The sequence below is a fragment of the Pseudoalteromonas umbrosa genome (assembly GCF_030125375.1).
Lineage (GTDB): Bacteria > Pseudomonadota > Gammaproteobacteria > Enterobacterales > Alteromonadaceae > Pseudoalteromonas > Pseudoalteromonas umbrosa.
Window position 1 is genome coordinate 853,730 of sequence record NZ_JASJUU010000003.1, and the last position, 13,064, is coordinate 866,793.

10 protein-coding genes are annotated in these 13,064 nt (G+C 40.7%); 7 read left to right on the forward strand and 3 right to left on the reverse strand.

All coding sequences use genetic code 11. The features are described from left to right. Positions 1-322 precede the first annotated feature (322 nt). Entirely contained in the window at positions 323-1,486 is a 1,164-nt protein-coding gene (locus QNM16_RS13570) for a polysaccharide deacetylase family protein (RefSeq protein WP_284020993.1), read from the forward strand. 108 nt (positions 1,487-1,594) lie between these two features. Here QNM16_RS13570 and QNM16_RS13575 read toward each other — a convergent pair whose 3' ends face one another. Continuing rightward, positions 1,595-2,431 (reverse strand): glycosyltransferase family A protein, encoded by an 837-nt coding sequence (locus tag QNM16_RS13575; RefSeq protein ID WP_284020994.1) that lies wholly within the window; start codon positions 2,429-2,431, stop codon positions 1,595-1,597. 1 nt (position 2,432) lies between these two features. Continuing rightward, positions 2,433-3,251, reverse strand: coding sequence for a glycosyltransferase family 2 protein (locus QNM16_RS13580; protein WP_284020995.1), 819 nt, complete (start codon positions 3,249-3,251; stop codon positions 2,433-2,435). 562 nt (positions 3,252-3,813) lie between these two features. On the opposite strand from QNM16_RS13580, the gene QNM16_RS13585 reads away from it, so the two are divergent. From QNM16_RS13585 to QNM16_RS13610, 6 genes are all read left to right on the forward strand, one after another. Beyond that, positions 3,814-5,082, forward strand: a complete 1,269-nt coding sequence (locus tag QNM16_RS13585) for an efflux RND transporter periplasmic adaptor subunit (protein WP_284020996.1) — start codon at positions 3,814-3,816, stop codon at positions 5,080-5,082. A gap of 24 nt (positions 5,083-5,106) precedes the next feature. Next, entirely contained in the window at positions 5,107-5,829 is a 723-nt protein-coding gene (locus QNM16_RS13590) for an ABC transporter ATP-binding protein (RefSeq protein ID WP_284020997.1), read from the forward strand. 9 nt (positions 5,830-5,838) lie between these two features. After that, the gene (locus tag QNM16_RS13595; protein ID WP_284020998.1) at positions 5,839-7,128 is read left to right on the forward strand and encodes an ABC transporter permease; all 1,290 of its coding nucleotides are present in this window, start codon (positions 5,839-5,841) and stop codon (positions 7,126-7,128) included. Between the two features lie 11 nt (positions 7,129-7,139). Next, complete coding sequence (locus QNM16_RS13600) at positions 7,140-8,363, forward strand: FtsX-like permease family protein (RefSeq protein WP_284020999.1); 1,224 nt, start codon at positions 7,140-7,142, stop codon at positions 8,361-8,363. Positions 8,364-8,424: 61 nt separating this feature from the next. After that, positions 8,425-9,690, forward strand: coding sequence for a sigma-54-dependent transcriptional regulator (locus tag QNM16_RS13605; RefSeq protein WP_284021229.1), 1,266 nt, complete (start codon positions 8,425-8,427; stop codon positions 9,688-9,690). Continuing rightward, positions 9,680-10,978, forward strand: a complete 1,299-nt coding sequence (locus tag QNM16_RS13610) for a sensor histidine kinase (protein ID WP_284021000.1) — start codon at positions 9,680-9,682, stop codon at positions 10,976-10,978. The genes QNM16_RS13605 and QNM16_RS13610 overlap by 11 nt, the downstream gene beginning before the upstream one ends. A gap of 277 nt (positions 10,979-11,255) precedes the next feature. Here QNM16_RS13610 and QNM16_RS13615 read toward each other — a convergent pair whose 3' ends face one another. Next, positions 11,256-13,040 (reverse strand): sensor histidine kinase, encoded by a 1,785-nt coding sequence (locus tag QNM16_RS13615; RefSeq protein WP_284021001.1) that lies wholly within the window; start codon positions 13,038-13,040, stop codon positions 11,256-11,258. Positions 13,041-13,064 lie beyond the last annotated feature (24 nt).

Below are 13,064 nucleotides of genomic sequence, written 5' to 3' on the forward strand. Positions count from 1 at the left end.
TTTAATTAAACTTAACTTAAAGTGACGCGTATGTTAAACTTTAATTTTTATTGTGTCGGATTTATATTTTCGTAATTTTATTCATTATTGTTTTGGTTAGGTGTGCAGTTATATAAATTCAAGCGCATTATTAATTAACTTGCTAAAAAATTACTTTCTGTTATTAAATTTTGGTGATTAAGCTGATGCTTAAACCTAGTAAATTTATCGGTATAAACCTATTTTTTAGCAGAAAGGGTTCTGAATTATTAACATGGGAGGCGTTTTATGAATTTTGAATCTAAATCGTCTTTGGTAGTCACTTTTAACTAGAAATGCTCACATGTCAGACACATTAAGATGTAAATTTCCCCTAAAGTCTTTGGCTCCATCAAAGCTCCCACCATTAGGCCTTAAGTTAAAAGAGACCCCTATGTTTGTTTCTTTTGGTTTTGATGACAATGAAAGCCCAGGTTACTCACAAATGGCTCAGGGAGGCGGAGGAATGGCTTGGCTTTTAGAGTTTTTTAAAGACAAGGTTAATCCGTCAGGAACAGGTAACCCGATGACATTTGATGGCGAGCCTGTGCGTGTAACTTTTTTCAACGTTGGAGCATATATCACTGAGGAATTTGGTGATAATGCTGAATGGATAAAAAAATCATGGTTTGAAGCTTTTCAACAGGGCCATGAAATAGGAAATCATACCTTTAACCATGCATTAGGTGGAGAAACTCGCAGCGAAGATGAGTGGTTATGGCAAATTGAAAAATGCAATGATATGTTGTGTAGACCATATATAGAGTCGGATACTAAAACTTTTAATGAGTTGACAGGTATTGGTTTAACCCCACAGGATATTAAAGGCTTTAGACCTCCTTGCTTACATTATAATGATAACCTATTCAAAGCCATGTCTAAGGTAGGCATCCTCTATGATACAGGCATACAAGAAGGAAGACAGAAAGATCAAGTCGGAGGTGACCATTATTGGCCATATTCTCTGGACCATGAAAGCCCAGTAAATAAAGTTTTGTCGCAATGGGGGGAGTCAGAGCCATTGGGCTACTACCCGGGCTTGTGGGCACTTCCTGTATATCCATTTATCGTCCCCGATGATAACGAAGTTAAAAAGTATGGCTTAGATTATTCATTGAGAGAGTTAGCCGCATCAAGGTGTGACTACTTTAATGTCGATAATGGAAAGATAACTGGCTTTGATTACAACCTGTTTTATATATTAAAGTTTAACAAGAACGAAATATTGGCAACACTTAAGCATACCTTGAATTTGAGATTAGCTGGTAATCGAACTCCTATGCTGATAGGTATGCATAGTGGAATTTTTCACGACAATAAGACGGATTTAGATATGCCGGCGTCAATTAGGCGAGAAATACTAGAAGAGTTCGTAGAATACTTACAGACGAAGAAAGAAGTGAGAATAGTAAGGTTTGATCAGGTTTTGGAATGGATAAGAAGCCCTTACCCTCTTAGTGTAGATTGAATATTACCGTTTTTTCGCCTTATTAAGATATAGATATTATTATTTATTTGTGCACGTGATGAATCGCTCAGCGTGCACATGGGTTTTCTATTTTTATACATAGATTAATTAAGATAAGGAGAGAGCAGCACTGGCGTCCTTTGCAATATTTGAGTTTTCTTTTAAAATTAACCTTTCTAGCTTCCAGTGAAGCATGCTTTTAGCCATAAAGTCTTTGTTAAAAAATTCACTGTAGCTTTCTAAAATATAATTAATCTCTTTTATCTGATTGCTGATGCTTATTTTTTCTGATCTTGCTCGTGATCTCTTATCAAGGTAGTAATAAACTGAGTTACTTTTATTTTCTGATGGAATACATCCGTAGCTAATAAGCTTTGAGAATAAGTCGATATTTTTATGTTCTTTTATAGTTTCACTTAATCCCCCTGTTTCAATAAAAGCCAATGTAGGCATAAATATTCCCCAGTGCATATTAATTTGAAATAATCGGATGCAGATGGCTTGATCAAAATCTACCGTAGCTTCCCAGTGCTTTTTGTATACTTGCTTCGGTGTCACGCTTTCATCAACATAAGAAATGGGATGCCAGAGTAAGGCCTTATCCTCTTTGTCTTGTTTTAAAATAAAATAAGCGTGTTCTAAGAAGCCTGGTGGTAGTTCGTTATTACTATCCAAAAATAGGAGATATTTTCCAACTGCGAGTGATGCGCTCAAATTTCGTGCTCTAGTTTCAGATGTGGCAGCCCCTGCAGGGTTAAATTGGACGCTGAGCTCAGGTGGAAATTTATGTTCGTTGTTTGACTGCAGCTGAGGTTCAGAATCGGCAATGATAATTTCAAAGCCGGTAAAATTTTGATCCTTTATGCTGTTTAAAAGCCTTTGAGTGCCTTCTGTATTATTTGATTTGGTTATAATGATAGAGAAGTAAGGTCTAGTTATTGTCATTTTAAGATACCAAGTCCGGTTGAGATTTCATTATTTCGAGCTCCATTTCTCTCATATACCAATGTAGATCTGCTTTAGAATGAAAGTTGACAGCATAATAATCACGATACAAATTAAGTAGGCTTTTGCACTCTGCGATTCTATATTTGAAGTTTTTAACCTCTTTTGTTAGCTGTGTCTCATTGTGCTTGTGGATATACACTTCAGCATTTTTAATTTCATGAGGAATATAGTTGTAATACATAAGCCTAATAAACAGCTCTGTGTCCTCAAGAAATTTGTATTTCGTATCGATCCCGCCTACTTTTTCAAAAATATCTTTCCTGATACAGACCCCGAATCCTAGTCCCGATCTCAAGAATCTAACAGGTGCATACTTATCACTTTGACACTCTTCTGGCCACACGATTGGTTCAAATTTTTCCTTCCCATTTTCTATAGAGACATTGATGCCTTGAGACCAAGAAACATCGATATTGAAGTTTTTGTTCGCATGGTATTGGTAAGTTTTTCTTAAAAAACCGTCAGTAAAACAGTCGTCATCATCTAAAAATAGTAAATAACGCCCTTTTGCAACACGCGCTGCAATATTACGAGATTCTGCCTGACCTTTATTTTGGTGATTTTCTATATAATGTAGACCTTCAATGCTATCAAAGTAACTCCGATCGTATTGATGACTGGAAGCATCATTTACAACAATGATTTCGTAACTTTTAAAATCTTGTACTAAAACGCTGTGAATAGCATTTTTTAACATTTTCTCTCTATTATATGTTGGTATTACTATAGAAAAATATGGCGTATCCTCTTTTTTCAAACCAACTCCCTCCCTGCTTGTAAAATTAAATTTAGAAAATCTTTTATATTTTAAAACTCATTTGCTGTCAAATTGTTAATAATTGGTTTTGAAATGAAAATATTTCATTTTATTTTAGGGTAATGCTTCAACTCATCAGAAGTTATCGCGATACCTCTTTGTTTCGAGATTTTAATCAGGTTTGTATCATGAAGCAGTGATTAAAGAAGCTTACTAAATTAAAGTTGAGCGCTTATTACAAACTCTTAGGTGATTTATGACTATTACCACTTGAACATTCGTAGTTGTCACTTTTTCTCTAGCTTTGTGTTTTATATCTCATTCGCTGAGAGTGTCGGAAATAGTAGAAGCATCTAGCGAAAACCTGTCTTGATCTTTGGTCTAAGTACAAAGTGTCCACAATCGTGTCACAGTGACACATCTGGACAACAGATGTGTCCATTCGGACACTCGATAAAAACATAAAAAATAAAAATCATTAAAAATCAATTGTTTATTTTTATTTCAATGTTGGCACTGTCCTCGCTTATATCTAAGTATCGAAATCAACAGGTGGTATAAAATGATTAAAGGAACTCAGTCCCAGGATGAAGTCATCGCGCCAAGCACGCGTTCAAGTAAACTTAAATTCGTTGTTTCAGCGGTATTGATGACGCTGATCACCGTAGTGTCTATCCCTGCGATTAGCCAGTGGTACTCAGGCATAAAAACGGTATCTTACGCGCAGTTGATTACAGCCAAAGTAATTAAAAAAGATCTAGTGAGAGATGTGTCTGTCTCTGGACGTTTAGTGGCAGCCAACGCGCCACAAGTCTACAGCCCAGAGCCGGGTCAAGCGACCTTGTTGGTTAAACCCGGTGATAGAGTGGAGCAAGATGCGCTGCTTGCAACAATCCACAGCCCAGAACTCGATGCCCAAATTGATCAGCAAAGTTCGTTGCTGACTCAGTTACAGTTGGAGTCCAATAGAGGCTTATTAGCAGACGATGAAGCACAACTTGAATTGGAACGCAGTTTAGATGAGGCGACTGTGCGTTTAAATGCAGCGCAGCGCGAACAGCTTCGCTCCAAAGAATCTTATGACAAGCAAGTGATCAGTGAGTTGGACTTTGCCCGCAGTAAAGATACGCTCCTTGAGGCACAACTGATGCACAAGCATGCGCAAAAGCGTGTCTCTATGGCTAAAAAGCGCTTAGATTTTGAGGCGCAAACGCGAGAACTATCGGTTCAGCGTCAAACGCAAATCCTAGACGAATTGAAGCGCAGACAACGAGCTCTGGAAGTTCGTGCGCCTGTGACCGGGGTCGTAGGAAGCTGGTTAGTGCAGCAAAAAGAGCAGGTGGCGGACGCTCAAGCACTGATGACCATCGTCGATTTATCTGAATATGAAGCAGAACTACAAGTACCAGAATTTTATGCTGACGATTTAGGCATTGGGTTAAATGTTGAGATATCTCTTGGCGGGCAGTTTTATCAGGGGGCGGTGAGCTCAGTATCTCCAGAGATCCAACAAAATCAAGTTGCAGTGCGTGTAAAAATTAATGCCAATAGTGATTTAAAGCTACGTCAGAATCAGCGCGTAAATGGACGTATTGAATTTGAGAAAAAAGCGCAGGTACTGCAAGTCAAGCGCGGCCCGTTTTTATCAAGCTTTGGAGGCAAGCAAGCCTTCGTCATTCAAGATCAAATGGCTCAGTTACGTGACATTAAAATAGGGGTGTCTAGCGTCGACTATGTCGAATTGATCAGCGGCGTTCAAGAAGGTGAAGAAATCATCATTTCTGATTACGACGCATTTAGCCAAAGCCAAACTTTTAAGATTTCAAAATAAACAACAATAATTAAGGACTTAATTATGCTTTCAATGAACAATATCAGCAGAGTGTATCGCAGTGAAACGATTCAAACGCATGCGTTACGTGACTTTAATCTACAAGTAGATGCCGGAGAGTTCGTCGCGGTGACTGGCCCATCAGGCTCTGGTAAGTCGACATTTTTGAATGTGGCGGGATTACTAGATGAGTTTAACGAGGGGGAATATGTCTTGGATGGCACTTCTGTTAAAGGGCTGTCAGATGATGACTTATCGCGTTTGAGAAACGAGAAAATCGGATTTATTTTTCAAAACTATAACTTGATCCCAGACTACAGTATTTACGATAACGTGGATATGCCACTGCGTTATCGTGGCTTAAGTGCTAAGCAAAGACGTAATCGCATTGAGCATGCGCTTGAGCTGGTCGGATTATCAAGTCGTCATAGTTATTTACCCAGTCAGCTGTCTGGGGGGCAACAACAGCGAGTTGCCATTGCAAGAGCACTGGCAGGTGAGCCTAAGGTTTTATTGGCTGATGAACCGACTGGTAACCTTGATTCACTAATGGCAAGGCAAATCATGGACTTGCTAAAAACCATTAATAAAGAAGGCAGTACCATCATCATGGTAACCCACGACCCTGATCAAGCCAGAGAAGTAAACCGCAATATACAAATCATTGATGGTCAAATCACGGATTACAGCATTTATGCGCCAGTTGAGCAGGCACCAATCATAAGTCAGAACCAGCCAGTGGCTTAGGAGGTAAACATGGATATGTTTTCTTATTATGTGCAGCTATGCGTGCGCAACTTTAAACGCACACCGCTGTTTTTTTCCCTGATTATTTTAACTCTGTCGATTGGGATCGGCACCTTGTTGGCTAATTTGTCTATGCTGTCTTTGATGTCACAAGACCCTATACCCGGTAAAAGTGATCAAATATTCATTGTGAATATGAATACTTACGCAGGGTCAACGAATAACTTTGGTAGCATGCACACGCTCAGATACAGCGATGCAAAAGCAATACTGGATGCTGGTGTCGCAGAAAATGCAACCATGCACTATGCAACTCATGTCTATAGTCGCCGTGCAGACTCTGATGATTTGACACGTTACTCAAGTAGTACGCGAGCGACCACCGCCTCATTTTTTGACATGATGGGCGCCGAATTTGCCCATGGTAAAGCGTGGGAAAATGAGCATGGTACAGAGGTTGTGATTGGCCATAAGCTCAACATGACCTTATTTGGTGGCGAGAATAGTGTCGGCAAACAAGTAGAGCTGCAAGGTAAAATTTATAACATTGTCGGGGTGTTGAAACCTTGGCATATGAGACCGCTCTTTTATCATGCCTCTGAAGGAAAAGCATTTGATGAGACGGATGATTTGTTTGTGCCTATTGAAGTGGCTATAGACAATAACTGGGCCATCTATGCAAGAGCGTTGTCGACAGATAGCTACTCAGTACTGAGTGAAACAAGGCAGATCAATGCGTATTACATTCAGACCTTTGTTGAGCTGATAGACGAACAGCAGCAACTAGCTTTTCAAACCTTTATCGATAGCTATGCGCAGCAGCAAAAAGAGAAAGGCAATCACCGCCATGAAGTGGATAACCGACTTTATGATGTTAATGCTTGGTTAGATGAGAACGAAGTAGTCAATAAAGACCTTTTAGCGTTTACTTTTGCCACGGGTATTTTTCTGCTGGTGTGTATTTTTAATGCCAACAGCTTGATGTTATCTCGCTATCAGGCTGGGCAATTTGAAGCGAACTTGCGTCGAGCGGTTGGCGCCAGTCGCAAGCAAGTGTTCTATCAAGGCGTGATAGAGAGTGTGATTTTAGGGATCACCTGTGCTTTGGTATCTTTGGTGTTGGCCATGAGTTTATTGGCTTTGTACCGTCAGTTATTTGAAGACTTAGCCCCGGTAGCAGAATTGCCGCTACACATGATAGTGATTGGTGTGGGGGTGGCACTGACTTCCTGCCTGTTAAGTACCATTTATCCGCTTGTGCAGGGCGCACGTACGCCGCTAGCTAGCATCTTGAAGTAAGGAGTAGCACGATGAATCTAAAAGCATTATTTAAATCTATGTTGCTGCGTAAATTTGCAACAGGCTTGCTTATTTTCCAACTTGTTTTAACCATAGGGCTGGCTTGTAACAGCTTATTGTTAAGTATTGAGGCCAATGAAAAGTTAGCCCGAGATGTGGGTTTTGATATGGAAAATGTATTGGTATTTCAGGTCCGTCCAACCTCAGAAGCCTTTTTAGATGCCAATTTCTTCTTGTCTGTGATAGATGAAGATATGGCGGCTTTGAATAAACTTGATGTGGTTGAAACGGTGAGTTTTACCAACCAGTTGCCGCTGATGAAAGGCGGTAACTTCCATTCTATTGAAGATGTAAATCAACCCGAAGATGCCCCAGTAGAAAGGCAGTTTACAGGTGTGCCAATGTACTATGTAGGCGAGCAGTTTTTTGAGTTACTCGGCGCACAAATGCAACTTGGGCGTGATTTTACGCTTGATGATAATGCAACACATGGCTATTTAGAGAATCATGAATTTGAAGCCAATATCATTTTAACTCGTAGCTTAGCTGAAGCACTGTATCCGGGAGAAAGCGCGGTTGGCAAGCATACCTCTGAAGGGCGAGTGATCGGCGTGGTGTCGGATATTGCAATTAGGCCTTCGAGTAAATACCCACATCATGGCATATTCATGTATAGAAATATGGCTCGCTCTCAAATGCGTTTAATGTATATGGTGAAAGTCACCTCAGGTGATATACAAAAGACTAAAACGGCGATCACTGAGGCCATTAAGCAAGTACACCCTGAACGAGAGATCCGAGAGATCCTGACCATGGAAGAACATCACAGTGATTATTTTAAAGAGTCGAGCAGTTTGGCAACCTTATTTAGTTTGCTGACCGGGATGATGTTATTGGTGACCATGATCAGTTGCTTTGCCCATGCACACTTTCATGTGTCTAAGCAAAAGCGTTTAATTGGTATTAGACGCGCATTGGGCGCACGGAAAAAGGATGTATTAATCTATGTGTTGAGCGAAAATTGGCTGGTCAGTGGTATTGCCGCACTACTTGGGGTCGCAAGTGTGATTGCAGTGAATATGTTATTGGCAGAAGTCATTGTGATACCAAAACCAGATGTTATCAGTTATTTGTCTTGTGTTATTATCGTGTTTATATCTGGTACTGCGGCAACTTGGTTGCCTGCATGGAAAACAACAAAAATAGCGCCAGTGGTTGCAACCCGCACGTTATAAAAATGAAGGAAAGACATGTAGTGACCTGTTAAAACGGTCACTACATGGTATTTAAATGGTTATGAACACAATTCTTGTTGTCGATGACAACCCTGATATTTTAGATGCGTTAGATTTATTGCTGAGTATTCACAATTACACTGTATTGACAGTCACTAACGTTAAAGATGCCATTTTGACCGTCTCTCGACAAAAAGTGGATTTGGTCATTCAAGACATGAACTTCAGCGAAGGGACCACATCAGGAGATGAGGGAAAGCAGTTATTTGGTACATTAAAAGAGCTAAACCCCACTTTACCCATCATTATCATCACCGCTTGGAGCCAATTAGAAACGGCGATAACGTTAGTCAAATCAGGTGCCGCAGACTATCTCCCTAAACCTTGGGATGATAAGAAATTATTACAAGCTATCGAAGAAAATATCTCAGTACGAGCTGCGCCTATCCCTGAGTGCAAATTGATTTATCAAAGTCGTGAAATGAGTGAGCTTATCTTTACCTCGACTAAGGTGGCCGCTGCGGATATCAACGTGTTGATCACCGGCCCGAATGGCTCAGGTAAGGAAAAGTTAGCTGACTTTGTTCACCAAAAATCGCAGCGTGCGAATGCGCCTTTTATTAAAGTGAATATGGGCGCTATCCCACAGGAACTGATGGAGGCCGAATTATTTGGTGCAGAAAAAGGCGCGTTTACCGGCGCAAATCAAGCAAGGGCAGGGCGTTTCGAAGCAGCCGATGGCGGCACATTATTTTTAGATGAGATTGGCAACTTACCACTTGCAGGCCAAATGAAACTATTGCGTGTGTTGCAGACCGGTGAATTTGAGCGATTGGGCTCTAATGTGACGCAAAAGGTAGATGTACGAGTGATAAGTGCGACTAACGCCAATTTATTGCTCGACATTAAAAGCGGCGCGTTTAGAGAAGATTTATTCTATCGCCTCAACGGAATGGAACTGCAAATTTTACCGCTCAATAAACGCAAAGCAGACATTGTTCCATTGGCTCAACACTTCATTGGTGTGGCGCATACGCTTACCAAAGAAGCAGAGCACTTTTTAATGCAGCAAACATGGCCTGGTAACGTTCGAGAGCTGGAAAATAGCTGTCGACGAGCATTAATTTTTGCAGATAAAAATCAAGTGGACGTCAGTGCTTTTCAAGGACATGAGCAAACAACAGCATTGAGTGAAAAAGAGCACATGCAGCAGGTACTCGAGAAGCATAACTGGACAATTGCGCATGCGGCACAAGAGTTAGGCCTCAGTCGTCAAACATTGTATCGTCGTATTGAAAAGTTCAAATTGGAAAAGCATGATGAGTAAAGTGATTGCTTTGCTTTTTATTGGTCAACTGGTATTTACCATAGCCGCTGCACTCTATGGGCCGTTATACCCTTGGATATTTCTTATTTTAGGTATGGTACTGTTTACTGTTATCGGATATTTGTACCATGTTTATAACCAAACTCAGGCCAATATTCAACGCAGTATTGAACAGGGACTTTTGAGCCTGATTGATGGTGACTTTTCCGTTAGCATCGCGCCCAAAAATGACCCAACTTATGATCGTGTGTTTAATTTATTCAATCAATGCACTGAGAAACTAAGAAAAGAGCGTCAGCACCTTTATCAACGTGAGATGTTGCTTGATAAAGTGCTCAACACCTCTCCAGTTATCACGTTTCTAGTCAGCCCTGATCATAAAATTATTTTTGCCAATCGCGCCGCCGAACTCATGTTTAAAGAAGGGAATTCTTTGTTAGGCCACAGTTGGCATGATATCAGTGAAACGTTAGATGATGACTTTGCGCAAGCCTTGCAAAATAGCGGAGAGAGTATTTTTACCCTTAAAGATCAACACGGTGATGAGCAAGCTTGGCACTTGGCTAAATCCAGTGTTCGTATTCATCAAGCAAGCCATACGCTCTATTTGTTAAAAAGTATTACCCATGAACTTGGGCGTCAAGAGGTACAAACGTGGAAAAAAGTGATCCGAGTACTTAGCCATGAGTTAAATAACTCTATTGCGCCGATCAGTTCCATGTGTCATTCCGGTCAATTATTGGCTCAAAACTTATCTGAGCCAAGATTGGATAGAGTGTTTAGTTCTATTTCTCGACGTATTGGGCACCTTAATGAATTTATTAAAGGCTATGGCGAGTTATCAAAACTAAAAATGCCGAATAAAAAGCCTGTTAACTGGCAGGCTTTAGTTGAACAATTAAACGCATTATATCCATTTGAACTCACTACGGCGCTTCCCTTAAAGCAGGTAGTTGCAGATGAGCATCAACTAGAGCAGGTGCTTATTAATATTTTGAAAAATGCTCATGAAGCGCAGAGTGAGCTGATAGGTGCACCATTAGTGCAGGTTAGCTTTACTGAGCAAAAGCAGCAAAGTGTGACCATTGCAGTGCGAGATTTTGGTTCAGGAATGGCTGCAGAAGTATTGGAAAATGCATTGCTGCCATTCTATTCGACCAAACATGCTGGAACAGGGCTTGGTCTGGCATTATGTCGGGAAATTGTTGAAGCACATCAAGGCAAATTAGCGTTTCGTAATTGTACAGATCGAGGGGTTGTGGTGAGTGTTTCGTTACCTTGTGAGTAACTTTGCATAGATGAAATGTAGCATTTTTTCACAAGTATAAAAAATCCTTACATTTTATGACTTTATTGTACCTTTTTTAGGTGTTAGCTTGAATGTAACGGAAATGGTTCCGTTGTCTTTTAAAGGAGTAAGTTATGCAAAAACAAAATGTTATATCAAAATGTGCTCTTGTTAATGTGTTCGGTGGCCGAGGTGGTGGTGCCGTTGTTATTCCAAAGGATCGCCCGCAAGACCCACCAAAGGGCGGATAAGTAAATAAGCGCCTAACAGGCGCTTTTTAGTTTATAGGTAGCGCTAAAACAAACACGGTATGTGCGTTTGGAGTAGAAGCGAGAGATAAGGAGCCACCTAAACGCTTGCTCAAATTGTAACTCACAGACAAGCCAAGCCCACTGCCTTGTCCAACCTCTTTTGTGGTAAAGAAGGGATCGAACACTTTATCTTGAATATCCTGCGGTATGCCGGACCCATTATCTTTTACTGTAATGAGTAGCTTGCCATCAGCTTCTTGTGTACAGACTGCTACATAGGGGGATTCAGGTTGACTCTGTTCTACTGCCTGAAACGCATTTTTTAGTAAGTTAGTTAAAATCTGTTGTACAAATCCAGAGTTAGAAACGGGTTGGCAGGTGTGTGTTAAGTTGATCTCAACCACAATATCGTACTTATTATGACTCTCAAGCAATGACAAGCTTTGATTCAAAATAGCTGGGATGTCGAGCTGACAGTGATGCTGATTTTGCACAACGGTGAATGACTGCAAATCTTTAATGATGTCACTGACTCGGCTTAAGCCCATTTGCGATTGAGCAACGATCTCGCGAATATCATCATAAATAAAGTCGATGTCTGATTGGCCTCGATAATCTGTGATTTGGCTTTTTAGTTTTGCGCCGACATGCTGATTTCCGCCCTCCACGGCACTTAAAAACTGATCATGTAAATTTTGTAGATTGAGGATGCTATCAAGGTAATTGTCCATCGAACCAAAGTTACTTAATACCGACGACAAGGGGTTATTTATCTCGTGGGCAATGCCCGCGGCAAATTGGCCAACGGTGGCCATTTTCTCGCTGTGTGCAAGTTGGTTTTGGGTTTCTTTTAGCTCAAGAAGCGCTTCTTTTAAGCGGGTACACTGTTTTTTCAGACGTCTTTCCGACTCTTTTCTTTCCAGTAAAATAGTGAGCTGCTCTGCGGCTTTGCTTACCACATCAATTTGCCGCATGGAGACAGATTCCATGGCCTGTTCATCAATAAAAAAAACCATCATTTCAAGGACTTTATCGTATACAACAATGGGAAATATTAAGTAACTGCTGAGCTTTGTTCCAAGTAATTGATTGAGCGGTTGAAATGCATCGTCGTTTGGCAATAAATCTATTTGGGGCTTTTTCTCAGTTAAAGAGCGCGCTAAATAAGCGGGTAAGGCTGGTAGAGCGAAAACTCCGGACAACACCTGTTCCAGCGTTGGTTGTTCAGGCCAAACATGGCTTAATGCGCCTTCGTTTTGGTTGTTTATTTTTATTCTGCAATGGGTTGTGGCACAGGCTATATTGGCCAATGAACGCATAAAGGTCAGCATAACCTCGTTGATATCGTTATTATTACGATGTAAATGCGCCACACTCATCAACAGATCGCTCTCAGCTTTGTGTTGGGCATTGATTTGCTCTAAGCGTTGCCAAGCTTTGAGATTGCGCTCAATCACGCTTAAGTTAAATTCAGTTTTATCGGGAGATAAGCTAATAAAGCTCGAAATATCGTAGTTTTCAATCCAGCTTAATGCGTCTGGCATACGTGCTGGAGGATGTGCAACGATGAAGATTAAGTCTTTGTCTTGGCAGCCAATTCGTACATATTCCAATACTTGCTCGGTCAGCGCCTCAGAGTCCTTGTCTTCAACATTAAAAATAATTAATCCGGGCTTTTTTTTGCGGATGAGCTTTTTACATGCTCTGAGATTATCGGTGACTTCGAGTTGATAATTACGTTGAGTTAATAGCGCATCAAGGGCGTCAGAATTCGGCCCAACGTGTAAAACGCTCTGCTGTTGTCTTTCCATAATCGTTGCGGTTCTTGCCTTGTA